Genomic DNA, 22,551 nt, shown 5'->3' on the forward strand with positions numbered 1-22,551 from the left:
AGAGTTTGCTGCTTTACCACAGGACAAGGTTGGCTGATGCGTCAGGCCTGACCTGTGCCGCCTCTATGCCCCCGGTAAAAACTTGGCGGATGGCCATATTCGATCTGAAATGCCCGGGTCAGCGCAGAGGGATCGGCATAGCCGCAGCGTGTGGCGATCTCGGCTATGCTGAAACCGGAACTTTGCGCCAGTCTTCGCGCCTCACGCAGCCGCAGGGATTTGTAGATGGATTGCGGGGTGGAGCCGGTGTGTTCCAGAAAAAGCTCTTCCAGTTTTTTTCGGCTGATCCGAAGTCGCCCGGCGATCTCGGGTATTCGTAGCGGATATTCAATCTCTCTGCGCATCAGAGAGATGGCATCGTTGACAAGCTGGCTGTCCAAAGGCCGGATATCCCTGAGGTCGTTTCTGATGCCATGCATGAACATGCTGGCAACCTCGATTGACAGCATCGGCCCATGATGTTCGCGGATAAGGGACAGGATCAGGTCGAAAGCTGTCGTCACGCCGCCGCAGGTAATGCAGTTCCCATCCGCGACAAACCGGTCGGTGAACACCTCGACATTCGGAAACTGCTCGGCAAGGGCATCAAGCTCATCCCAGTGAATGGTGGCGCGGCGTCCATCCAGCAGCCCGGCCGCGGCAAGTAACCAGGCACCTGTATCCATGCCGATCAGCTTTGCATATTTACCTGCCGCAGCCCGGAGCGCGCGCGCCACCTTGCCTGTCGCGTGCTGGCGGAAATCATAGCTGGGCATCACGATCAGATAGTCTGCGCCATCGTCCTGGGTCAGCCCCGCCTCGGGCATCACCGGCAATCCGCTGGAAGAGGTGACCTGCGCACCCGTCATGCTGAGAAAACGCCACGTATACAGCCTTTCCCCGGCCAGATCATTCGCCGCGCGCAAGGGTTCGATCGTATTGGCCAGGCAATGGTTCGAGAACCTGTCGAACAGCAGGACATCGACTCGCCGAATTATTTTCGCCTCCTGCCATTTCTGCATGAAAATAAACCTACTTTGCATGATCTTGCTTGCCGAGCCGTTACATAGTCAGGGGGCATCGGCAAGGGAGAAGGCCATGGATTTCGCATTGACTCAGGAACAGGACATGATCGTGAAAACGGTCCGGGACTTTGTTGAAAACGAAATCTACCCGCATGAACAGCTGGTCGAGCGCAGCGGAACGGTCCCGCGCGAAGTTGCCGAGTCTTTAAAGCAAAAGGTTCGCGACCTGGGCTTTTACGCCTGCAACTTTCCTGAAGAGGTCGGAGGCGCAGGGCTTTCCCATGTCGATATCACCTTGGTCGAGCGGGAACTGGGCCGAGGTTCGATGGCGCTGACGCATTTTTTCGGGCGCCCCCAGAATATCCTGATGGCTTGCGTCGGAGATCAGCGCGAACGCTACCTTTTCCCCGCCGTGCGCGGTGAGAAAATGGATGCGTTGGCCATGACCGAACCTGATGCGGGCTCTGATGTTCGTGGCATGAAATGTCAGGCGGTCCGCAGCGGTGATGACTGGATCGTCAACGGCTCAAAGCATTTCATCTCTGGCGCTGAACATGCCGATTTCTTCATCGTTTTTGTCGCCACGGGCGTCGACGATTCCCCGTACGGACCAAAAAAGCGGATCACCTGCTTTCTTGTGGACCGTGGCACTCCGGGGTTTGAGGTCCGTGACGGATATAACTCTGTCTCACATCGCGGCTACAAGAATTACACGCTTTATTTCGACAGCTGCCGCCTGCCGAAAGAGCAGGTGCTGGGTGAGGTGGATGGCGGCTTCAGGGTCATGAATGAATGGCTTTACGCCACAAGATTGACGGTCGCGGCCTTTTGTGTCGGCCGGGCGCGTCGTTGTTTTGACTATGCCCTGAACTACGCGGCCGAGCGCAGACAGTTTGGTCAGCCGATTGCGAAATTTCAGGGTGTCAGCTTTCAGATTGCCGATATGATCACCGAGATCGACGCGGCTGATTGGCTGACCCTTGCGGCGGCGTGGCGTCTGGATCAGGGGCTGCCTGCGAACCGCGAGATAGCGAGCGCCAAGCTTTATGCCTCTGAAATGCTGGCCAGGGTCACGGACAGGACGTTACAGATCTTTGGCGGCATGGGGCTGATGGACGATTTCCCCATCGAGCGTTTCTGGCGCGATGCGCGGGTCGAACGGATCTGGGACGGCACTTCCGAAATCCAGCGCCACATCATCAGCCGCGATCTTTTTCGTCCTATGGGCGCGTGATGGAACGGTTGCTCAGACCACAAAGCATCGCCGTGGTGGGCGGCGGGTCATGGTGTGCCAATATCGTCCGCGAATGCCGCAAGATCGGCTTTACGGGTCCGATCTGGCCGGTTCATCCGTCAAAAGACCAGATCGAGGGCGTCAAGGCCTACCCCAGCGTGCAAAGCTTGCCGTTCCCACCTGACGCTGCCTTTGTCGGCGTGAACCGCGAGGCAACGATCCCGGTTGTCGCCGCATTGGCACAGATGAAGGCGGGCGGGGCCGTCTGCTTTGCCGCCGGCTTTTCAGAGGCCGCCGCCGAGTTGCCGGACGGCGCTGATCTGCAACAGCGGCTGATCGCGGCGGCAGCAGAGATGCCGTTTCTGGGGCCGAACTGCTATGGTTTCATCAATGCGCTGGATGGCGCGGCGCTTTGGCCCGACCAGCACGGTGCGGTGCGGATTGATCGCGGCGTGGCGATCATCACGCAAAGCTCGAACATCGCCATCAACCTGACCATGCAGCGGCGCGGGGTTCCGGTGGGCTATGTCGTGACTGTGGGCAATCAGGCCCGGACCGGCCTGCCCGAGGTCGGCGAGGCGCTGTTGCGTGACCCGCGTGTCACTGCACTTGGCCTGCATATCGAGGGGATCGGCAACCTTACCGCTTTCGAGGCTATGGCCGCGACGGCAAGGCGGCTTGGCAAGCGGATCGTCGCCCTGAAGGTCGGTGCCTCGGAACAGGCGCGTGTGGCAACGGTGTCGCATACTGCCTCGCTGGCCGGGTCGGATGCGGCGGGGCGGGCGTTGCTTGGGCGGCTTGGTATTTCGCAGGTCAGCAGCCTGTCGGCGCTGCTTGAGACGCTGAAGATCTTTCACGTTGCTGGATCTTTGTCCGGTGCGCGGATCGCCTCGATGTCCTGTTCGGGCGGCGAGGCAAGTCTGATTGCGGATGCCGGACTGGCGGCCGGGGTCGAGTTTCCGCCCCTTGGTCCCGAACAGCGCCGGGCGCTGGGGCAGGCGCTTGGCCCCAGGGTCGCCTTGTCAAATCCGCTGGACTACAACACCTACATCTGGGGCGACAGCGACGCGTTGACCGATTGCTTTCGCGCCATGGCCGATCCAGAGCTGGCCATGTCCTGCGTGGTGTTGGATTTTCCGCGTCCGGATCGCTGTGCGACGCAGGAATGGGACCGGGTGCTGGGGGCTTTTGCGGCCAGCCGCCACGGCAGCCGGGCGCCTGATCTGCCGCTGGCCCTGATTTCAAGCATCCCCGACACCATGCCCGAAGAGGTGGCGTTGTGCTGTTTGGCGCATAATATCGTGCCACTTTGTGGCATCCCCGAGGCGATGGAGGCGATTGCGGCGGCTGCCTTGCCTTCATTGCGCAACGCCCCCGACCCTTTATGGGACCCCGGTCCCGATCCCGTCGCAGAAGAACTGCTGCCCGAGGCAGAGGCCAAGGCTCAGCTTGCCGCCCATGGTATCCGCACGCCCGTTTCCTGCCGGGTGAATGGGGCACATGAGGCGGTTTCGGTTGCTCGGGAACTGGGCTTTCCGGTCGTGCTGAAGGGTGAGGGGTTCGCGCATAAGACCGAGGCTGGCGCGGTCGCCATCAACCTGCGCTCAGCGGAGGACGTGCAAGAGGCAGCGACGCGTATCAACGCGGCCTCTTATCTGGTCGAGGAAATGGTCACCGGTGCGGTGGCCGAGCTGATTATTGGCATCACCCGCGACCGCCCGCATGGCTGGATGCTGACGCTGGGGGCAGGCGGTGTCCTGACAGAGCTGTTGCAGGACAGCGTCTCGCTGCTGCTGCCGGTCAGTGCCGAGGAGGTCGAGGGGGCACTGCATAGGCTGCGTATCTGGCCGCTGCTTGACGGTTGGCGCGGCGGGCAGGGCGCCAACATTGGTTCGATCATCGCGGCGGTGATGGCGCTGCAATCATATGTTCGCGCAACGTCCGGTCTGATCGAGGCCGAGATTAACCCACTGATCTGCCGCACGGGTGATGCCGTTGCGGTGGACGCATTGATCCGAAGGGGGAAGCAATGAGCGCAGTTCTGACCGAAATCCGTGGCCATATCCTTGAGGTCACGCTGGCAAGGCCCAAGGCGAATGCCATCGACCTTGCGACCAGCCGCGAGATGGGCCGTGTCTTTGCCGGGTTTCGCGACAACCCCGATCTGCGCGTCGCGATCCTGACAGCGGCCGGTGAGAAATTCTTTTCCGCCGGCTGGGACCTGAAAGCCGCCGCCGCCGGGGACCCGGTTGACGGAGATTACGGGGTCGGCGGTTTTGGCGGGTTGCAAGAGCTGCGTGGCCTGAACAAGCCGGTCATCATCGCCGTAAACGGGATCTGCTGCGGCGGTGGGCTTGAGCTTGCTTTGTCAGGGGACATCATCATTGCTGCCGGACACGCGACCTTTGCCTTGCCTGAAATCCGCTCGGGGACGGTCGCGGATGCGGCGTCGATCAAGCTGCCCAAGCGCATTCCCTATCATATCGCGATGGAGCTTTTGCTGACCGGACGATGGTTTGACGCGAAAGAGGCGCTTGGCTGGGGCCTGATCAACCGTATCACCCGCGCCGAAGATCTGATGGCCGAGGCGCGCAGGCTTGCCGATGAGCTGGCCTCTGGGCCTCCGCTGGTCTTTGCCGCGATCAAGGAGATTGTTCGCGAGGCCGAGAACATGAAGTTTCAGGACGCGATGAACCGGATCACCAGGAGCCAGTTTGAAACAGTCGAGCGGCTTTACAGTTCTGAAGATCAGTTCGAAGGGGCGCGCGCCTTTGCCGAGAAACGGGATCCGGTCTGGAAAGGGCGCTAAGGTGTACCGGGCACCGGCCAGTGTTCCCCAGTGGTCAGGCGCGCGTTCCTCCCGCTGACACATTGTGTGGGCTTGGCCCAACCCTGCCTACCGGGGTTTCTTGCAAACAGGCGCGGCGGCACAGCCCATATGGCGTTCCATGGCTTTGGGGTCAGTGACCAGACAGGGCGTCGGAACCGCCCCGCGATCGCATGTGCTGGTGCCGACGGTGCCGGGGACGGGTAGATATCCGGGCAGCAGGTGGCCCGCTGCGCTTGCGCAAGGCATCCATCGCTGGCTGACTTCTGACCGGCAGGCGCTGCTTTTCTCGGGCGGGGCGACGGCCAGGGCGGCCCTGGCCCATACAGGCATTTCCGCGTTGCAGCTTGCGGGGGAATGTCTGCCGGGGTTGCCTCTGGCCAATATGGAGGAAATCAGCATTATCGTTATATCTGGCGGTTTCGGCGAAGCGGATACCCGCGTCACGCTGCCAGAGATCTTTCAAGGGCGAAACCGAATGGCGGAACCGGGAAAAAGGGCAAGGAGATCGCTGAGCGAGATCGTGTTCGAACGTATGGAACGGGCGATCAAATCAGGCTCCTACCACCCTGACGAACGACTGCCGACCGAACATGACCTTGCAGCCGATTCGAGGTCTCTCGCCCAGTTGTCCGCGATGCGCTGCGAAAGCTGCGCGAGCGCGGGCTGATCTATTCGCGTCAGGGCACGGGTAGTTTCGTGCGCACCATCGGGCTGAAGCAGCCGTTGGGCTTTGGGCCGCTTGAGAATGTCTCGGATCTGCTCAGCTGCTATGAATTCCGCCTGACGCTGGAACCCGCGGCTGCCGCCTGTGCGGCCGAGCGTCGTGATCTGGCGGCGCTGGAGCGCATCGACGTGGCCCTTGGCCTGATGCGTGATGTGACCAACCGCCAACACCATCGCGAGGATGCTGATTTTCAGTTCCATCTTGCGATCGCGATTGCCTCCGAGAACACCTATTTCTCGATCGCGATGGAGGCGCTCAGGGATCATATCGCCGTCGGCATGCGCTTTCACGGCGCCACTGTCGTGCGTGAGGTCCGGGGGCTGGCGCAGGTGTTCAAGGAACATGCGGCGATCTCAGATGCGATACGCACGGGCGATTCAGTCCTCGCACATGACCTGATGCAAACTCATCTTGAGCATTCGCGCGACGGGTTGTTTACAAAGCGCAGGCCGGTCATTGTTGCAGGGAATGGCGATCTGCCCGTGAGCTTGCACGAACAAGGCCCTGATTTGCAGCAGGCTGCGGCTGGTCAGGCGCCAATCTGCGGGGTCAGCACGCGGCGGATCTCTTGCCCGTCGCGGCCGGGGGGCTGACCGAACAGGCGGCGATATTCCCGGCTGAACTGCGAGGGACTTTCATAGCCAATCGCATAACCGATCCGCGCCACATCTGCGTCGCCCGACAAAAGCAGACGTCGCGCCTCTTGCAGGCGCAGCTGCTTTTGATACTGCACTGGCGTCATCGTTGTCACCGCCTTGAAATGGCGGTGAAAGGTTGCGGGACTCATCCCCGCCACATCGGCCAGTTTGCGGATGCTTAACTGATCGGCAAAGCTGTCGCGTATACAGGCGATGGCCCGGGCGATCCGCGCCATTGGACTGCCGGCAAGCCCGACCTGGCGCAGCGCCCGCCCCATCGGCCCATTCAGCAGCAGCCAGGTAATCTCGCGCTGGATCAGCGGCGACAGGATCGGCAGGTTGCGCGGCCGGTCGCACAGAGCAAGCAACCGGCACAGCGGGTCGATCAGCGCGGGTTCCAGCGCATGTACCGCCAAAGCGATGGGGGCGGCAGCGGTGTCTTTGCCCGGCCCCAGTGCCAGCAGCAGATCAGAGATCGTCGCAGGGTCAAGCGCCAGGCTGAAAGCCAGATAGGGGCGGTCGGGGGATGCGCCGGTGATCTCGGCCCGGATCGGGACCTCCATTGATGCGATCAGGCACTTCCCGGCATCATAGCGATAGGCGTGCTCGCCCAGCATGCTGGTCTTCGAGCCCTGGACCACCACGCAAAGCGAGGGGCGATAGACGGCGTGGATCGGCCCGGTCGGTGTGGTGACCGAGGTCAGAACCAGCCCGTCAATGGGGGTTTCGCGACCATTGGCCCGAAACTGGCGGGCGATCAGATCCCTGAGCGGGGCGAGGGCGTCGTTTTCCATGATCTTTAATCTAGAGCCTGCGCGCGGGATCGGCAGCTGGAAATATGCTCCGCTGAGAGGATCGTGCAAGGATTTGCGAGGATCGGCGTGCAGTTCCGCGGCCTGCCGGGTCTATCTTGGCCCTGATCCGGTGCCTTCTGGCCCCGGAACACCATCCGATATGAAGGAACACCCCATGCGCTACCGTACCCTTGGCCCAAGCGGCCTGCTGGTTTCTGAACTATGCCTCGGCACCATGACCTTTGGTGGCTCCGAGGGGATGTGGGGTCAGATCGGCCAGTTGCGTCAGGACGAGGCCGACCTATTGGTCAGGGCGGCACTGGACGCCGGCATCAACTTTATCGACACCGCCAATGTTTATGCAGGCGGGGAAAGCGAACGCATCCTTGGCCAAGCCATTCGCAACCTTGGCATCCCCCGGGATGATGTGGTGATTGCGACCAAGGTGCTGGGCCCGATGGGCGAGGGGCCGAACGCCCGCGGGGCATCGCGCGCCCATATCATGGCGCAGGCCAGGGCAAGCCTGAAGCGGCTTGAGACGGATCATATCGACCTTTACCAGATCCACGGCTTTGACCCGCTGACCCCGATGACCGAGACGCTTGAGGCGCTTGATACGCTCGTCCGGCAGGGGCATGTGCGCTATATCGGGCTGTCGAACTGGGCGGCATGGCAGGTGGTCAGGGCAGTCGGGATCACCGAGGCACGCAAGCTTGCCCCGATCCTGTCGCTGCAGGCTTATTACACCCTCGTTGGCCGCGATCTGGAACGCGAGATCGTGCCGATGCTGAAAACAGAAGGCATCGGCCTGATGGTCTGGAGCCCGCTTGCAGGCGGTTTTCTGTCGGGCAAATACAGCGGCGGCAGTGCTGCGGATCAGGGGCGCCGGGCCACTTTTGACTTCCCGCCCGTCGACCTTGAGCGTGGCGATGCCGCTATCGCTGTCATGCGCGAGATCGCCTTGGCCAAGGGCTGCACGGTGGCGCAGGTGGCGCTGGCATGGCTGCTGCATCAGCCGGTTGTGACCAGCGTCATCGTGGGAGCCAAGCGGATCGAGCAATTGCAGGACAATATCCGCTCGACCGAGGTCAGTCTGTCGGCCGAGGATCTGGCGGCGCTGGATGCGGTGACCAAACTGCCCGCCGAATATCCGGGCTGGATGCTGGAGCGTCAGGCCGAATACCGCGCGCCGCATGCCGGGCAAAAGGGCTGAGCCTTGGTTTTCAGGCTGGATGAACACCGGGCCCCGCAGGATCGCGGGGCCCGGCTTTTCTTATGCGGTCAGCAGAGTTGGACCCGATTTGCCGGCGAGATACTGCCGCAGCACCACTGCGGCAAGGATCGCCGCCCCGATCAGGGTCGAGATCAGCTCGGGCGCAATCATCATAAGCGCGGCGATGGGCAGAAGGATCCGCTCGAACAACAGCAGCGGGCCCATGAGCCAGTTGGTGATCGCTGCCGACAGCGCCACGATGCCCAGTACCGCGCCAGCAAAGGCCAGCAGAAAGTCGGGCAAGGTAAAGGCCTGTGTAACAATCAGCAGCGAGGGCGAGAAGACAAAGACGAAGGGCACAAGTGCCTTGCCCATCGACAGCCGGAAAGCCGTGTTCCCGGCCTTGAAGCCGTTGGCCCCCGCGATCCCGGCGCCCGCATAGGCGGCAAGCGCGACAGGTGGCGTCACATCCGCAAGCACACCGAAGTAGAAGACAAAGAAATGTGCAACCAGCGGCTCGACATTCATCATTCCCAGCACCGGCGCGGCGACAGCAACCATGATGATGTAGTTCGCTGTTGTCGGCACGCCGCAGCCCATCAGCACACAGACGATTGCGGTCATCACCAGGGTGAAAAGCAGCGTCAGCGTCTGGATGCTGAACAGCTCGAACGGCAGGAAGGTCAGAAAATCGTGAGACGAGGCCGCCCAGTTCTGTGCCACGCTCGTCACCATGAAGGCGATCTTGAAGCCGACTCCGGTCAGGGTGACGATCCCGATCACCACGCCGACCAGTGCGGCGGCGGCGGTGACGGCCAGCGATTGACGTGCACCGGCGACAAAGCCTTCATAGATGCCGGCGGCGGTTTCCTTGATGCCTTCGACCGCGCCTGCGGCCATGATCCGCTGGATCAGATAGACGATCATACAGGCAGTGATCGCCCAGAAGGCCGACAGAAAGGGCGTGCGACCCGACATCAGCATCCACACCAGCAGGATCAGCGGGAATACCGACAGCCAGCCTTCGCGCAGGACTTTCCAGGCTTTGGGCAGTTCCTCCTGGCGCAGGCCACGAATGCCCAGACGTTTGGCCTCAAGGTGGACCTGAACCAGCACGCCAAAGAAATGCATAAAGGCCGGGACGATCGCCGCGATCAGGATGGTGCGCAGCGGAATGCCCAGATATTCGACCATCAGGAAGGCCACTGCGCCCATGACCGGCGGTGTGATTTGCCCCCCGGTCGAGGATGCCGCCTCGACGGCCGCAGCGAAGTGGCGCTTGAAGCCGATTTTGATCATCGCCGGGATGGTCAGCGCGCCGGTCGTCACGGTATTGGCGATCGACGAACCCGAGATCGTCCCGAGCATGGCCGAAGAAATAACCGAGACCTTGGCCGGCCCGCCTGCAAACCGTCCGGCCAGTGCGGTCGCAAGGTCGATGAACAACTGTCCCAGCCCGATCTTTTGCGCCATCACCCCGAACAGGACGAAGTGGAACACATAGGTCGCGATGACGCCAAGCGCGGTGCCATAGATCCCTTGCGAGGTCAGGTAAAGGTGGTTGACGATGGTCGACCAGTCCGCCCCAGGATGGACCAGAATCCCCGGCATCGACTTGCCGAAATAAGCATAGGCGATGAACAGCGCCGCGATCACCGGCAAGGGCCAGCCCATCGAACGGCGGACTGCCTCCATCAACACGACAAGCAGCAGCGTGCCCATGGCGATGTCGATGGGCAGCGGGTTGCCGACACGGAACTGCAGCTGCGAATAGATCCACGGCACGTAAAAGGCGCTGATCGCGCCGCCGATGGCCAGTGCCCAGTCATAGACCGGCACGCCAAGGATGGCGAAACCGTCGGTCTTGTGGCGGTTGCGCGCCAGTGCCGAAAAGCTGAGAAAGATGATGAACAGCGACACGCCCATATGCAGCCCGCGATGGGTGGTCGCGCGCGGGATGCCAAAGCCGGCTGTATAGAAGTGGTAAACCGAAAGCAGGAACAGGATGATCCCTGACAGGATGGCGACCGGACGCGTCACTGTGCGGAAGCGCGCCTCGGGATCGTACTCTTCCTCAAGCGCGCGTAGCTCGTCGTCGGAAAGTGTGCGTGTGGTTTCGGTCATGCGGTGTTTCTGCCGTTCGGTTCAGGTCCAAAGGACGCGGACCGGGAACCGGTCGCGTCCTTGACGAGTTTCTGGCGGGGCAAGCTTACTGCAGCTTGCCAGCTTCCTTGTAGAAACGCTCGGCACCCGGGTGGAAGGGGATACCGGCGCCCTGGGTGGCGCTGTCCAGGGTGATCAGCTTGCCCTTGGCGTGGCCAGCGGCAAACAGTTTCTGGGTGTTTTCGTTGTAAAGCGCCTTGGTGATGCCATAGATCAGCTCTTCGGGCTGGTCGGCGTTGGTGACCAGCTGCGCCCCGACCGAAAGCGTGGTGACATCGGCCGCCTGGCCTTCATAAGTGCCGGCCGGCACCGTGTCGGTGGCAAAGAAGGTATAGGTGCTGAGCAGCTTTTCGACCTCGGGGCCGGTGATCGGAACCAGCGTCACCTCATGCTGGCTGGCCAGCTCGGCGATCGCGCCCGCCGGGTAGCCGCCAACAAAGAAGAAGGCATCCATCGCGCCGTCGCGCATCCGGTCAGCGGCCTGATCAGGCTTGAGGTATTCCGGCTTAACATCGGCCTCGGACAGGCCAAAGGCCTCCAGGATGATCTTGGCATCGACCAGCGTGCCCGAGCCGGGCTCGTCCAGCGAAACGCGCTTGCCCTTCAGGTCGGCGACCGAAGCGATACCCGCATCGGCACGCGCGACAAGGTGGATGCTTTCGGGATAGAGGTTGGCGATCAGGCGCAGCTTTTCGACGGCCGGCTGGCCTTCCCAAAGGCCGGTGCCGGTCTGGGCCCAGTAGGCGACGTCGGATTGGCTGAAGCCCGCCTCCATCGCGCCGCCGTTGATGGCGTTCACATTGCCCACCGATCCGTTCGAGGCCACGGCGGTTGCAACCAGACCCGGCACACCGCAGGAGCCGCCGTCTTCGCAGGCGCGTGAGCCGGGCGGGCTGGAGATCGCGTTCGCGATCAGGCCGCCGATCGGGTAATAGGTGCCGGCGGTGCCGCCCGTGCCGATACGGAAGAACGACATTTCCTGTGCCATAGCGGCCTGACCAAAGGAGGCTGCGGCGATGGCTACGGCCGCGAACAATGTCTTGAGCTTCATGTCGAGATCCCTGTTTTCCAGACTGTTCTGAACAAGCTAGTCCACAGTCACGTGAAGTGACAACCATTCATGCCGGGCAGATCGGAAATGGCGTGACGTTCCAACGGGTGGTTTTAGCGGGCGCGCGTGCTGACAGACCGTCGCGGCAGCAGGATTTTCAGTTGCAACCACCGCTGGTTAGCAGGGACGCCCGAGGTGGCCCGGGCACGACAACAAGACCTCGAAACCGGGCGGCTTGTTTGGGGCGCTGTTCGACGGGAAAGTGGTGGAATCTCCCATTGGTTGTCTTGACCGTGGGGTTTTATTTCGCAGAAGTGCTGATTCGAGGTTGATCCGGTCAGATCTCTGTCGAATGGCGGGAGTGGGGGAGGCAGCTGTCCTGCCGTCCTTAGCCCGGCCGACGCCGTTCACGAGGCGAGCGGTGCATCGTCGGCCTGAAAGACGAAGGCCTCAAGTGCCTCTGGGGCGATGGGTTTGAACAGGATCTGTAGCCCTGCCCGGCCTGCTGCGCGCCGGGTCTCGGGGCTGCGGTCTGCGGTAATGATCCGGGTCGGACGGCTGCCGAAACGGCGGTGTAGTGCCTGCGCCGTCTCAACACCGCTTGGGCCTTCGCCCAGTTGTTGATCCAGCAGATAGATGTCGGGGATGACGCCCATCTCTTCGATAAGCGTTAACGCCTCCGAGCCGCTGCTGGCTTCGACCACCTCGACGCCGCGCCGTTCGAGCAATTGGGTGATGGCGCTGCGCAGGTCCTCGTCATTTTCAACCAGCAGCACGATGCGGCCCATGCCGGTCTCGGGCAAGGGCGAGGGGGCCGAGGTCTGGCTGTCGATCGAAGGCAGGTCATGGGCCACCGGCAGTTCGACTGAAAACAGGGTGCCGCGTCCGGGCACCGAATGCAGCTCAAGCCGGTGATCCAGCAGCGCGCAGGCGCGTTCGACGATGGCAAGGCCCAGCCCCATGCCCTGTGCCGCCGACGCCGTGCCCTCGACGCGGTGGAATTCGCGAAAGATCGCCTGCTGATGTTCCGGGGCGATGCCGGGGCCGGTGTCGTGGACCTCGATCCGCAGATGGTCGCCCCGACGGCGCGCACCGACCAGCACCCGGCCCGAAACCGTATAGCGGATGGCATTGCCGATCAGATTTTGCAGGATGCGCCGCAGATAGGTCGCGTCGCTTTGCACGGCCAGCCGGCATGGCATGATGCGCAGCCGCAGCCCCTTTGCCGCAGCAAGCGGGGCAAATTCGTCGGTCAGCTGCGCCAGCAGCAGCTTCATCGACAGGGGCGCGATCTCGATCTCGGTGCCGCCGGATTCCAGCCGCGACAGGTCCAGAAGCGCGCTAAGAATCCCCTCGACGCTAAGCAGCGCGTTATGCGCCTTTTCCAAAGTGCCTCGCAGGGCGCTGTCTCCGGCATCGTCGCGGGCCGAGGCAACGAACAGTTTGGCAGCCGACAGCGGCTGCAGCAGGTCATGGCTTGCCGCCGCGACAAAGCGTACCCGGGCAGAATTGGCACGTTCGGCATTGGCAAGTGCTGCGGCCAGTTCCTCGGTCCGGGCGGTCACGCGGGCCTCTAGCGTGGCCTTGGCGCGCAACATCGAATGGATCGCCAGCCGTTCGCGCGTGACATCGGTAAAGGACATGACAAAGCCGCGTTCGGGCATCTCGCGGCCATGGACGTCCAGAATGACGCCCGAGGCATGCCACAGCTCAAACGACAGCGGTGGGCGGGGCGCGCGCATCCGTACCCAGTCACGCAGCTGCGAGGCCGAGAACCCCTCGTTAAAGCGGGCCTGATAAAGCGTCCGCACCGTCAGCCGCTCAAAGCTGAGCCCGCGATGCATCAGCGCCGCCGGGATCTCCAGCAGGTCCGCCAACCGCTGGTTCCAGCCGATCAGTGCCCCATAGGCGTCAAAGATGCCGACACCCTGATTGATGTGTTCCAGGGTCGCGCGGATCATCCGCGCCTGACTGTCCAGCAGCTTGCCATGCTCGATCCGCTCGGTACGGATGATGCGGGTCACATCGGTATGCAGGACCACCGTGCCCCCGTCAGAGGTGCGCTGTTCGCTGACCTGAATCCAGCGGTCTCCGGTCAGGCCAATGTTGAAGTGCTGTGATTGGCCGTGCAGTTGCAGCCGTTGGGCGATCCAGGTGTCGGGGGTGGTCCCTTCGGGCAGCAGGACCTGACGGGAACGACCAAGATGGCGGACATAGGTCGCAAAACTGATGCCCGGCGCCAGCGCCTGATGAACCTCGGTAAGGTCGGCGCAGAAACGGCTGTTGCAAAGGACCAGCCGATCCTCGGGATCGAAAAGGGCAAAGCCTTCCTCGATGGCCTCGATTGCCTGTGACAGGTCGCGGCGGGCGCGTTCGGCAGTCGCATTGGCGGCGTTCAGCCGTTCAAGCGTTGCCTCAAGGTCGCGGGTGCGCTGGCGGACGCGCTCTTCCAGAAGGGCGGCGCGGCGGAATTCTTCGAAGGCCGCGCTGTTTTCGTCCCGGCGCTCTTCGGAATGGCGCATCAGCGCCTCGGCGATGATCAGCAGCTTTTCGAGGTTGTGCCCGGCCTCATCGTCGCGGTCGATCAGCCAGTCAGAGATGCGTCCTGCCATCAGTCCACCCCTGTAAGCCGGGTCCCGGGCGGATAGATCGCGCAGCCGGTCAGGGTGTGGTTGACGTGCAGCGGGCCAAATTGCTCACCATAGGTGGAAAAGCCCCAGACGCGATGACGGCGCAGCACATCCGATACGGCAGCGCCGCGCTGTTTGTGTTCAGCCTCGATCCGGCGCAGCACGCAGTCAAAGCCAAGGACCGCCACCGGCGGCACCGGCGCGGCAAGCTGTGACAATTTCCGGTCAAGATGCGTGGGCAGGTCATCGGGTTCGGTCAGCGCCAGCACCACGCCCGCCGCAATGGCTGAAAAGAACAGCAGATCGCCCGAGGGCAGCACCCGTTGCACCGCCCGCACATGGTAGCGGCCCCCGACCCGCACGGCGAGCGGATGCGAAGCAAAGGTCAGGTAGTCGATTAGCTCAGGATCCTTGCCAAGAATGCGGGCATATTCCTGCGCTGCCGGTTCGGCGTTGATGCGCTGCACGATGCGGGCGGCAGGATCTGCCTGTGTGACCACCATGCGCCTTTCGGTGGGGTTCAGGTGGTCCATGTTCAGCGCGCGGACCGGGCATAGTCCGCGCAGCACCGACAGGACCGCCGCATTACGCAGCGCCCGGCCGCGATGAATGACCAGCGTTTCCTGAAAGCGCAGCCCGTCGCCTGCCGATCCGCCGATCAGCGGCACACTGCCCGAGCCTGCCGCCAGCGCCGAGGCAAGATCGTCCTCGCGCAGCGACAGCCCATCGACAAGCAGCACCGCGAATTCATGGGGCAGATGCGCATGGCTGTTGGCAAGGTCATGGCGCAGCTGCAAGAAAGCCGCCGCAGCCGCGCTGCGCGACAGGTGGTCCAGATCAGTCAGCTCAAGCACTTCGGCCGTGAAAAGATCGGCAGGAAACCCCAGCGCCAGCACCGCGCCTTCGTCATAGCCAGCCTCAGAGATTTCGCCCGCGGTGGTGCAGCCGACGACATGGGTGGCAGGCAGTTGAGCGGCTGTCTCGGCGGCGATGCGCGCGATATCGGCCTGGGGTGAGACAAACAGCATGACCAGCGCAAATGGCCCTGGCCCAAGATCCCGCGCCAGTCGCCCGGTCACATCGGTATCCCGGGCCGGCGCACTGGCGCGCGCGATGCAATCCTGCGCTGCGCCCACCCCGGCCTCCCTTCCGTTCCTGCACCTGCGAGATTGAACTTAACGGTTCAGTTCTTCGCTGTCATTGCCGGTGATCTCTGATCCTGTGGTCATGGCGTTGAAGCTGATGTCTTGCGCAAACAGCACCGCCTGAGTGCGGGTCTGCACGCGCAGTTTGCGCATGATTGCGGTGACATGCGCCTTGACCGTGGTTTCGGCGATCGACAGTTCATGCGCGATCTGCTTGTTCAAAAGCCCCGCGCTGATCAGTTGCAGGATGCGGGCCTGCTGGCGGGTCAGTGAGGCAAGCCGGGCCAGCGCCTCTTCTTCCAGGCTGGGGGTGGCATTGTCGAGCGCAAGGCGGCTTGCATGCACTTCGCCCCTGGCAATGGCGTCAAAAGCCTCGCGGAATGCCTCGCGCGGGGCGTGTTTGGGCACATAGGCGCTGACGCCAGCCAGTAGCGCGCCGCGCACCACCCGCCGCTCGTCCATGGACGAAACCACGATGATGGGGCGGTCCGCCGCCGCCTGCCGCATGCGCACGACGCCTTCGAGCCCGTTCACATCGGGCAGGTGCAGGTCCAGGACGATCACATCGGGCACGGGCTCGCAGGTCATACGATCCAGCGCCTCGGCAAGGCTGCCCACAGCCTCGACCCGGGCAATGCCGACCGGGCCGGTCAGCGTCATCGACAGCGCGTCGCAAAACAGCGGGTGGTCGTCCACGATCAGCGCAGTGTTCAGCGGCCGGGGTGTCGGCGGGCAGGGCTGGGCTTGTTGCATGGTTCCGCTCATATAGCTGCCGTGACTGGCAGGTCGGTCGTGTCTGTTTCGGGCGGCGTGCCCGCGAGGTATGGCGACTGTCATCCCGGTTCCTCCAGTCGGATCAGCCAACCGCCCGAGGCGTTGACCTGGATGCCATAGCGCCCCGGCCGTTCGATCAGGAACGAGCCCGAACCGGTCCCGGCCTGATGCAGATTCTGGATCACCGCGCCCGATGCGTCCAGCAGATAGACCACCATGATTGCATCCATGCTTTCAAAGACCAGCCGCGTCGGCTTGCTGAGGTCGAACAGCGGCAAAATGCGATTGCCCGCGCCGCGATGTTCCACGACCGGTTTTCGCGCGGCCAGCCGGTCATAGCAGGCAAGTCGCTGGGCGTCGTCCCTTTCGCCCCGGCAGGCATCAAGCGCGGCTGCAAGGTCAAAGCCCAGGGCGGGTGCCGCGGCCAAAGCCGCTGACACCAGGATCACCAGTCCACGGGGCATCCCGTGCAGTTCTCCATATGCACCCCCTCCCAGATCGCATAGGGGGCGTGGTTCCCCTGCATCACCGCATTGGCAAAATCGGCATTGTAGAACTTGGTCTCCATCAGGTTCGCGCCGATGAGCTGTGCGCCGACGAATTTCGATTTTGGGGCCATGGCGGCCTCCAGCGTCGCGGCGGTCAGGTTCGCGCCTGAAAGGTCGGCGCCCGAAAGCCGGGTATAGTCCAGATTGGCCCCGGTCAGGTCGGCATCGCGCAGGATTACGCCCTGCAGCTGTCCCATCTGCAGGTTTGCCCCACGCAGGTCGGCGCCGGTCAGGTCCGCGCCTTTCAGCTCGGCCCCGAAAAGGTTTGCGCGCATCAGATTGGCGCCCCTCAGGTCGATGCCGTTAAGCTTGAGCCCGCGCAGATCGGCATGGCTCAGGTCAACGCGGGGGCAGGCTGCGCCGGGGCCGATTTCGCAGCCATTGATGACCAGCGATCCTTCGCGCGGGGCTGGCTCATCGACGATGACCGGCCATGTGCCGCCGGTCTGTCCGGAATTGGCCACATGCACGCCCGAGGCAAGGGCCAGTGCGGCAAGGATTGGCAGGCTTCTGAGCATCTTGGTTCCCTTGGATCTGGGGGTGAAGGTCCGGGCGGGACAAGGCCCGCCCGTCCGTCTGTTTCAGCCCGGCGCTACTTGGTTGCGGTCATCAGGTCGTCCGGGATCTCGAACACCCAGAACGAGCCGCCCTGGCTGACCTGAGTGGTCAGCGTAGCCATGTCGCCGCCCCACAGCGGCACCGCGCCGCCATAACCCGAGGCGATGCCCAGATATTGCTTGCCGTCCATTTCCCAGGTGATCGGGGACGAGACGATGCCCGAGCCGGTATTGAACTTCCACAGCTCTTCGCCGGTCTCAGAGTGGAAGGCTTTCACAAAACCGTCCGAGGTGCCGGTAAAGACCAGATCGCCTGCTGTGGCCAGCGTGCCGGCCCAAAGCGGGAATTCCTCTTTATGCTCCCACTTCTTTTCGCCGGTGGCCGGGTCAAAGGCGCGCAGCGTGCCGATATGGTCTTCGTAAAGCCGCTTGATGCGGAAGCCCTGACCCAGATAGGCGGCACCGGCCTGATAGGTGACGTTCTCGGTCCAGTAATCCTCGGTCCAGTGGTTGGCCGGGACGTAGAACAGGCCGGTCTTGGGGCTGTAAGACATCGGGTTCCAGTTCTTGCCGCCAAGGAAGGGAGGCGAGACCTCGATGCTTGCGCCCTTGGTTTCACCCTCGGCGGGCAGGGGCGGGCGCTGGCCCTCGACCTCGATCGGGCGGCCGGTCTCAAGGTCGATGCCCTTGGCCCAGGTGATGCCGTCGACAAAGGGGAAGGCGTTCAGCAGCGCCGTCGGCCGGTTGATCTCGCCGCCCCGTTTGGACAGGGCGTCGATGTCGGTGACATAGAAGAAGCCGTTGCGGTCGGCATGGGCCCCGGCGCGATGGACGTTGCCATCCTTGTCCTTGTAGTCGAACAGGATGATCTCGTTGTTGCCCGAGAAATCCCAGGCGTCATTCGGGGTGTGCTGGTAAAAGCCGATCAGCTCGCCGTTCGTCGGATCGACGTAAGCCTGTCCCGAGGTATAGAGACTGTCGCCCGGCGTGCGCGCCCAGGTGTTCCACGGCGCGGGGTTGCCGGCACCGACGATGATGGTGTTCGTTTCGGGATCATAGCTTGCCGATTGCCAGGGCGCACCGCCGCCGTGGCTCCATGCTTCGACCTTGCTTCCGTCGGGATTGTTGGGCCAGCTTGGCGCGGCAGGATCGCCGGTGACCGTGCCTTCGGCCCCGGCCAGCGTACCCTTGTGCCCTTCGACAAAGGGCCGCATCCAGATTTCCTCGCCCGTGTCGACATCGCGGGCATAAAGCTTGCCCACCACGCCGAATTCGTCGCCCGAGCTGCCATGGATCAGCATGACGCGCCCGGTCTCTTTATCCTTCACGATGGTCGGAGCGCCGGTCATCGTATAGCCGATCTTGTGGTCCTCGAACTTCTGACGCCAGACCACTTTCCCGGTGTCCTTGTTCAGCGCGTAGATGCTGGCGTCCAGCGTGCCAAAGAACACCTTGTCGCCATAGATCGCCGCGCCGCGGTTGATCACGTCGCAGCAGGGGCGGATATCTTCGGGCAGGCGGGCCTCGAATTTCCACAGCCGTTTGCCGGTCCTGGCGTCCAGCGCCCACATCCGGGAATATGAGCCGGTGACATAGATCACCCCGTCATGGACCAGCGCCTGAGTTTCCTGCCCGCGCTGCTTTTCATCCCCAAAGGAAAAAGACCATGCCGGGCGCAGGTGCTTGACCGTTTCGGTGCTGATCTGGTCAAGCGACGAAAAACGCTGCGCCTTGACCCCCATCCCGTACATCAGGACGTCATCGGTGGTTTCGGCATCGTTCAGGATGTCCTCCCACGTGACGGGGCTGGTTTCGGCCTGCGCCAGCGCCACTGCGCAGGTCAGGGCCAGGACGCTGGCCGAGGTCAGTTTCAAAAAGCGATTCATGCAGTCTCCTCCTACACATGAACGACGGGGTTGCCCGCGTCGGGTGCCTTGTCCGTCCAAGCTTCAGGCGCTGCCGATGACCGGCAGAGCCCCGGTTTCAAGGTCGCCAAAGCGACGCACGACCGAGCGCAGGTATTCTTCGGGATTGGCTCCCAGCCCGGCGAATTCGGGGGCAGGGCCGGCAGCCATCGTTTCAACCGGCGTCAGGCCCAGTTCGGCAGCCATCCGCAGTCGTTCGCGCGTGACCTGTAAATAGGCGCGGGTCTGCGTGATCCCTTCGCCTGTGCGGTGATAGCTGCCATGACCCGGCACCACCCCTGCGCTGCCCAGCCCCTCAAGCTGATCCAGCGACGCAAGCCAGGTCGCGAAATCCGCGTCAGGCAGGCTTGGTGCCCGGTCGAGAAACACCAGATCCCCGGCAATCAGCACACCGGTCGCCTCATCAAGGATGGCAAGGTCGGCCGAGGTGTGACCGGCAAGCGGGATCATCCGCAGCGCCCGCCCCCCGATCTGGCTTGTGCCAGGGTCGATATTGCCGGTCGCTGGCGTCGTGCGCGTGCCGGAAATCCAACTGCCAAGGATCGAATACAGCGTCTCGGCATAATCCTGGGCGTATTCGCGGCAGGTCGCGGCGGTCTCTGCCAGTGCCAGCAACGGGCGGTCGGCCAGGGCCGCGTTGCCGAACCAATGGTCAGGGTGGTGATGGGTGTTGATCGTCGCCGCCAGCCCGCCCAGCCGCTGTTCGGCAAAGGCGCGGATCTCGGTCCCCATGGCGACGGTCGAGCCGCTGTCGACGATGATCGCACCCTGATCCGTCGCGAGCAGCGCGATATTGACGATATCGCCGCCGTTTTCGCGGCTGAAGACCTCGCGCCGGCCCTCGATCATCCAGATGCCGTCCGCGACCTCAAAGGGTTGCAGGCCGTAGCTGCGCGGCTGGGCAAAGGCGCGTCGCTGCAGGACAAGCGCAGCGGATCCAGCCAGAAGGGCACGTCGGGACAACGCTGTCATGGCGTGGCCTCCACCTTGCCTTCGAAGGTGTATCCCAGATTGTCGCGGGCATGGATAATGACCGGTCCGCGCGCCAGATCGGGGGGCAACAGAAAGGTCAGCGCCGGATTTTCCTCTAACGGCTCATGCAGCTCAAGCGTGGCGATTTCCGCCCCCGAGGCATCAAGCAGCGCAAGCTCGGTCAGGTGATGGGCCGGAATGCCGTCGGCAAGGCCGGTGTCCTGCGGGTGGCGCAGCCGCATCCGCAGACGCCCGGTTTCAGGCCAGAGCCGGGCGCGCAATTCGCCAAACCCTTCTTGCCAGTCGGGGCGTTGATGCGCGGCGGCGGGGGCGCTGCAGCCGCCGCCAAGCGCGCTGACATAGGCCGCACCAACCAGCCATTCACCGGCCCCGGTCTCGGCCGAGGCGCGCAGGGCCCCACCGACCTCGTATTTCACGCCAAAGCCCAACAAGGGCAGGGCGCGTCCGGGGTGAAAGACGATGGCCTTGGGAAAGGGGCTGTAGTCGATGGTGACGACGATGCGCCGGATTGGCTGGGTGACGGCGGTTGCGTCGATCAGAAAGGGGACATGGCTGGAATCCTCGGCCGCGCCCGGCGCAAGGACGGTGACGGCCGGGTCATTGCGCCAGACCGCCGGATCGCCCAGAAATTCCTGCCTGTGTGACGGCCACATGCCGCTGTCGAACGCGTCGCCCCCCACGGCCGCCGGTCCGGTTTTGCCGGTCAGCAGGGGCGGAGAGGCCGCGCCGGGCAGGATGTCCGTCAACAGCGCCATGCCCTATTTCCTCAGAACGCTCTGGATCAGCTCGGCGGCGGCAGGTGCGTGCGAAGCCCCGCCGCGCAGGATATGTGCCGCCTGATCCAGCACGGTCACAGTGCGCGGCGCGCCCGAGAGTGCCTCAAAGCCGCTGCCGGCGGTCTCCAACTCCTGGGCAAGCGCGGCGATCTGATCCTCGCCCGTATCCGGGGGCAGCGCTTTGACCTTGTCGTACAGCGCAGCGATCTCGGTGCTTTTCCCGGCTATCGCATCGGCATCGGGGCGGGTCTCGATATAGGTACGGATCGCCCAGATCGCTTGCTGGTTCAGGATGCCTTCGAAAGGCGGCATCTTGACCGCGCCATTCTGTTCATAGCCGTGCAGGATGCGGTCCAAAAACCACTCATCACCATATTCACTGGCCTCAAGAAAGCGCAGGTCCGGCGCAAGCCCGCCCGAAATCGCCTCCAGCCCGTGGCAGCGGGCGCAGTTGCTGTTAAATCCTTTGGCACCGATTTCTACAGCCTTGAACAGGACCTCTCCTTCGGCTTCGCGCCAAGGGTTTTGGGTCGCCATCTCGGCCGGCAATTCGGGCAGACCAGTGGTGTCGACTGCCTGCGGGGCGGTGTCACCATGGCCTAGCGCCATCGGCGCCCAGAATGCGAGTGATAGGGCAAGAGGAAATATCTTGCTTATCCTGCTGGTCATGTTCCAAAGTCCTTCGCGCATATCCGGTGTGTGCTCTGTCCTGGTCAAATTTCCTTGAGATCGAGAGAGGGTAAATTGTGCCATGGTCGTATTGCACATGCCGCGCAGGGGCCGGACCCTGCCGTTTCGCCCCAGAATCGGGGCATTTCTCCTGCTTCTGGCGGGGCTTTTTCCTTTGGTCGCTTTGGCTGAGCCAAAGGCGCTGTTCGGTAGTGACGGCTACCGGATCGACAGTTATCGCGCCCCCGTGCCTGATACAGCGCCCGGTGCGCGGACGCTGGATATTGCCGAGGTTCAGGCGCTGGTCGCCAGGGGCTGGACGCCCGTCGATGTCATGGGTGCGCGCATCTTTGAGATCGGCGATGACGGAGAATGGATCATGCCCGAGCGGCATCTTTCGCTGCCCGGTGCGCACTGGCTTCCGGTGGTCGGATGGGGCCAGCTGGAGCCATGGCAGAGCGATTATCTGGACGCGAGCCTGCAGCGCATTACGGGCGGCAATCGCGAAGCGGGGCTGATCCTGTTCTGCAAGCTGGATTGCTGGCTCAGCTGGAATGCGACCAAACGGATTGCGGCGCTGGGCTATACCAATCTGGGCTGGTTTTCGGGCGGGGTGGATGCCTGGGCGGATGCCGGGCTGCCACTTGTCGAAACGCGGCCCGAACCATATCGGCGCGAATAACGTCAGGTTGGAGTTGCCCGGGCGCTGGATATGGGTTTGCCCCAGCCATCCTGATGCTGTGCAGCAGTCGGGTCAGGGTCAGTCAAGTCTCGGCAAACCAGATTGTCCGGCCAGCAGTTTTGACGCTGGAGCTTGTTTATCTCTGGTCGCCGGTAACGCGGGCCGGCCCCGTACTCGCCACTGTCTACAACGGTGCAATAA

19 protein-coding genes and 1 pseudogene are annotated in these 22,551 nt (G+C 63.1%); 7 read left to right on the plus strand and 13 right to left on the minus strand.

Annotated elements, in window-relative coordinates; all coding sequences use genetic code 11:
* Positions 1–41: 41 nt before the first annotated feature.
* Positions 42–1,001, minus strand: a complete 960-nt coding sequence (locus PARACOCCUSGL_RS0106395; protein ID WP_010394399.1) for a GlxA family transcriptional regulator — start codon at positions 999–1,001, stop codon at positions 42–44.
* 76 nt (positions 1,002–1,077) lie between these two features.
* Between PARACOCCUSGL_RS0106395 and PARACOCCUSGL_RS0106400 the strand changes: the two genes are divergently transcribed.
* The 5 genes and pseudogenes from PARACOCCUSGL_RS0106400 to PARACOCCUSGL_RS20335 all read left to right on the plus strand — a co-directional run bounded on the left by PARACOCCUSGL_RS0106400 (position 1,078) and on the right by PARACOCCUSGL_RS20335 (position 6,385).
* On the plus strand, positions 1,078–2,238 hold the full coding sequence (locus PARACOCCUSGL_RS0106400; RefSeq protein WP_010394402.1) for an acyl-CoA dehydrogenase family protein: 1,161 nt from the start codon (positions 1,078–1,080) through the stop codon (positions 2,236–2,238).
* Positions 2,238–4,271, plus strand: a complete 2,034-nt coding sequence (locus PARACOCCUSGL_RS0106405) for an acetate--CoA ligase family protein (RefSeq protein WP_010394404.1) — start codon at positions 2,238–2,240, stop codon at positions 4,269–4,271. Before PARACOCCUSGL_RS0106400 ends, PARACOCCUSGL_RS0106405 begins: the two co-directional genes overlap by 1 nt.
* Complete coding sequence (locus tag PARACOCCUSGL_RS0106410) at positions 4,268–5,047, plus strand: carnitinyl-CoA dehydratase (RefSeq protein ID WP_010394405.1); 780 nt, start codon at positions 4,268–4,270, stop codon at positions 5,045–5,047. Before PARACOCCUSGL_RS0106405 ends, PARACOCCUSGL_RS0106410 begins: the two co-directional genes overlap by 4 nt.
* A 139-nt stretch (positions 5,048–5,186) precedes the next feature.
* A pseudogene (locus tag PARACOCCUSGL_RS21395) lies at positions 5,187–5,492 on the plus strand (nucleotide-binding domain containing protein); the annotation flags it as partial.
* Between the two features lie 272 nt (positions 5,493–5,764).
* A complete protein-coding gene (locus tag PARACOCCUSGL_RS20335; protein WP_237701489.1) occupies positions 5,765–6,385 on the plus strand; it encodes a FadR/GntR family transcriptional regulator in 621 nt (206 codons plus the stop codon).
* Here the strand turns inward: PARACOCCUSGL_RS20335 and PARACOCCUSGL_RS0106420 are convergent.
* Positions 6,322–7,224 (minus strand): AraC family transcriptional regulator, encoded by a 903-nt coding sequence (locus tag PARACOCCUSGL_RS0106420; RefSeq protein ID WP_010394406.1) that lies wholly within the window; start codon positions 7,222–7,224, stop codon positions 6,322–6,324. The two genes, PARACOCCUSGL_RS20335 and PARACOCCUSGL_RS0106420, sit on opposite strands and share 64 nt — an antisense overlap.
* 175 nt (positions 7,225–7,399) lie before the next feature.
* Between PARACOCCUSGL_RS0106420 and PARACOCCUSGL_RS0106425 the strand changes: the two genes are divergently transcribed.
* The gene (locus PARACOCCUSGL_RS0106425; protein WP_010394407.1) at positions 7,400–8,437 is read left to right on the plus strand and encodes an aldo/keto reductase; all 1,038 of its coding nucleotides are present in this window, start codon (positions 7,400–7,402) and stop codon (positions 8,435–8,437) included.
* A gap of 60 nt (positions 8,438–8,497) precedes the next feature.
* Here the strand turns inward: PARACOCCUSGL_RS0106425 and PARACOCCUSGL_RS0106430 are convergent, their stop codons facing one another.
* The 11 genes from PARACOCCUSGL_RS0106430 to pedF all read right to left on the minus strand — a co-directional run bounded on the left by PARACOCCUSGL_RS0106430 (position 8,498) and on the right by pedF (position 21,668).
* On the minus strand, positions 8,498–10,561 hold the full coding sequence (locus PARACOCCUSGL_RS0106430) for a TRAP transporter permease (protein ID WP_010394409.1): 2,064 nt from the start codon (positions 10,559–10,561) through the stop codon (positions 8,498–8,500).
* A gap of 85 nt (positions 10,562–10,646) precedes the next feature.
* Positions 10,647–11,651, minus strand: coding sequence for a TAXI family TRAP transporter solute-binding subunit (locus PARACOCCUSGL_RS0106435; RefSeq protein ID WP_010394413.1), 1,005 nt, complete (start codon positions 11,649–11,651; stop codon positions 10,647–10,649).
* Between the two features lie 407 nt (positions 11,652–12,058).
* Positions 12,059–14,263, minus strand: coding sequence for a PAS-domain containing protein (locus tag PARACOCCUSGL_RS0106440; protein ID WP_010394416.1), 2,205 nt, complete (start codon positions 14,261–14,263; stop codon positions 12,059–12,061).
* Positions 14,263–15,417 carry an FIST signal transduction protein gene (locus tag PARACOCCUSGL_RS0106445; protein ID WP_010394417.1) on the minus strand — a complete coding sequence of 385 codons (1,155 nt, stop codon included), beginning with the start codon at positions 15,415–15,417 and terminating at the stop codon, positions 14,263–14,265. The genes PARACOCCUSGL_RS0106440 and PARACOCCUSGL_RS0106445 overlap by 1 nt, the downstream gene beginning before the upstream one ends.
* 39 nt (positions 15,418–15,456) lie before the next feature.
* The gene (locus PARACOCCUSGL_RS0106450; RefSeq protein WP_010394418.1) at positions 15,457–16,179 is read right to left on the minus strand and encodes a response regulator transcription factor; all 723 of its coding nucleotides are present in this window, start codon (positions 16,177–16,179) and stop codon (positions 15,457–15,459) included.
* 80 nt (positions 16,180–16,259) lie between these two features.
* Positions 16,260–16,664 carry a hypothetical protein gene (locus PARACOCCUSGL_RS0106455; RefSeq protein WP_010394420.1) on the minus strand — a complete coding sequence of 135 codons (405 nt, stop codon included), beginning with the start codon at positions 16,662–16,664 and terminating at the stop codon, positions 16,260–16,262.
* Positions 16,646–17,266 carry a pentapeptide repeat-containing protein gene (locus tag PARACOCCUSGL_RS22655; protein WP_010394422.1) on the minus strand — a complete coding sequence of 207 codons (621 nt, stop codon included), beginning with the start codon at positions 17,264–17,266 and terminating at the stop codon, positions 16,646–16,648. Before PARACOCCUSGL_RS22655 ends, PARACOCCUSGL_RS0106455 begins: the two co-directional genes overlap by 19 nt.
* A 74-nt stretch (positions 17,267–17,340) precedes the next feature.
* Positions 17,341–19,191 carry a PQQ-dependent methanol/ethanol family dehydrogenase gene (locus PARACOCCUSGL_RS0106465; RefSeq protein ID WP_010394424.1) on the minus strand — a complete coding sequence of 617 codons (1,851 nt, stop codon included), beginning with the start codon at positions 19,189–19,191 and terminating at the stop codon, positions 17,341–17,343.
* Positions 19,192–19,254: 63 nt separating this feature from the next.
* Entirely contained in the window at positions 19,255–20,202 is a 948-nt protein-coding gene (locus PARACOCCUSGL_RS0106470) for a quinoprotein relay system zinc metallohydrolase 1 (protein WP_010394426.1), read from the minus strand.
* Positions 20,199–20,978 (minus strand): quinoprotein dehydrogenase-associated SoxYZ-like carrier, encoded by a 780-nt coding sequence (locus tag PARACOCCUSGL_RS0106475; protein WP_010394429.1) that lies wholly within the window; start codon positions 20,976–20,978, stop codon positions 20,199–20,201. The genes PARACOCCUSGL_RS0106470 and PARACOCCUSGL_RS0106475 overlap by 4 nt, the downstream gene beginning before the upstream one ends.
* Before the next feature lie 3 nt (positions 20,979–20,981).
* A complete protein-coding gene (pedF, locus tag PARACOCCUSGL_RS0106480) occupies positions 20,982–21,668 on the minus strand; it encodes a cytochrome c-550 PedF (RefSeq protein WP_029371668.1) in 687 nt (228 codons plus the stop codon).
* Between the two features lie 82 nt (positions 21,669–21,750).
* Between pedF and PARACOCCUSGL_RS0106485 the strand changes: the two genes are divergently transcribed.
* Complete coding sequence (locus PARACOCCUSGL_RS0106485) at positions 21,751–22,350, plus strand: hypothetical protein (RefSeq protein ID WP_010394434.1); 600 nt, start codon at positions 21,751–21,753, stop codon at positions 22,348–22,350.
* Positions 22,351–22,551 lie beyond the last annotated feature (201 nt).

It is taken from the genome of Paracoccus sp. TRP, from assembly GCF_000185925.1.
In the GTDB taxonomy this organism is placed as follows: domain Bacteria; phylum Pseudomonadota; class Alphaproteobacteria; order Rhodobacterales; family Rhodobacteraceae; genus Paracoccus; species Paracoccus kondratievae.

What these genes read in the sequence shown, in the direction of transcription:
- PARACOCCUSGL_RS0106435 (WP_010394413.1), bottom strand. Translation starts at nt 11,651, where the DNA reads ATGAAGCTCAAGACATTGTTCGCGGCCGTAGCCATCGCCGCAGCCTCC.
- PARACOCCUSGL_RS0106470 (WP_010394426.1), bottom strand. Translation starts at nt 20,202, where the DNA reads ATGACAGCGTTGTCCCGACGTGCCCTTCTGGCTGGATCCGCTGCGCTT.
- PARACOCCUSGL_RS0106425 (WP_010394407.1), top strand. Translation starts at nt 7,400, where the DNA reads ATGCGCTACCGTACCCTTGGCCCAAGCGGCCTGCTGGTTTCTGAACTA.
- PARACOCCUSGL_RS0106475 (WP_010394429.1), bottom strand. Translation starts at nt 20,978, where the DNA reads ATGGCGCTGTTGACGGACATCCTGCCCGGCGCGGCCTCTCCGCCCCTG.
- PARACOCCUSGL_RS0106450 (WP_010394418.1), bottom strand. Translation starts at nt 16,179, where the DNA reads ATGCAACAAGCCCAGCCCTGCCCGCCGACACCCCGGCCGCTGAACACT.
- PARACOCCUSGL_RS0106410 (WP_010394405.1), top strand. Translation starts at nt 4,268, where the DNA reads ATGAGCGCAGTTCTGACCGAAATCCGTGGCCATATCCTTGAGGTCACG.
- PARACOCCUSGL_RS0106485 (WP_010394434.1), top strand. Translation starts at nt 21,751, where the DNA reads ATGGTCGTATTGCACATGCCGCGCAGGGGCCGGACCCTGCCGTTTCGC.
- PARACOCCUSGL_RS0106400 (WP_010394402.1), top strand. Translation starts at nt 1,078, where the DNA reads ATGGATTTCGCATTGACTCAGGAACAGGACATGATCGTGAAAACGGTC.
- PARACOCCUSGL_RS22655 (WP_010394422.1), bottom strand. Translation starts at nt 17,266, where the DNA reads ATGCTCAGAAGCCTGCCAATCCTTGCCGCACTGGCCCTTGCCTCGGGC.
- PARACOCCUSGL_RS0106440 (WP_010394416.1), bottom strand. Translation starts at nt 14,263, where the DNA reads ATGGCAGGACGCATCTCTGACTGGCTGATCGACCGCGACGATGAGGCC.
- PARACOCCUSGL_RS0106430 (WP_010394409.1), bottom strand. Translation starts at nt 10,561, where the DNA reads ATGACCGAAACCACACGCACACTTTCCGACGACGAGCTACGCGCGCTT.
- PARACOCCUSGL_RS0106420 (WP_010394406.1), bottom strand. Translation starts at nt 7,224, where the DNA reads ATGGAAAACGACGCCCTCGCCCCGCTCAGGGATCTGATCGCCCGCCAG.
- PARACOCCUSGL_RS0106465 (WP_010394424.1), bottom strand. Translation starts at nt 19,191, where the DNA reads ATGAATCGCTTTTTGAAACTGACCTCGGCCAGCGTCCTGGCCCTGACC.
- PARACOCCUSGL_RS0106455 (WP_010394420.1), bottom strand. Translation starts at nt 16,664, where the DNA reads ATGCCCCGTGGACTGGTGATCCTGGTGTCAGCGGCTTTGGCCGCGGCA.
- PARACOCCUSGL_RS0106405 (WP_010394404.1), top strand. Translation starts at nt 2,238, where the DNA reads ATGGAACGGTTGCTCAGACCACAAAGCATCGCCGTGGTGGGCGGCGGG.
- pedF (WP_029371668.1), bottom strand. Translation starts at nt 21,668, where the DNA reads ATGACCAGCAGGATAAGCAAGATATTTCCTCTTGCCCTATCACTCGCA.
- PARACOCCUSGL_RS0106395 (WP_010394399.1), bottom strand. Translation starts at nt 1,001, where the DNA reads ATGCAGAAATGGCAGGAGGCGAAAATAATTCGGCGAGTCGATGTCCTG.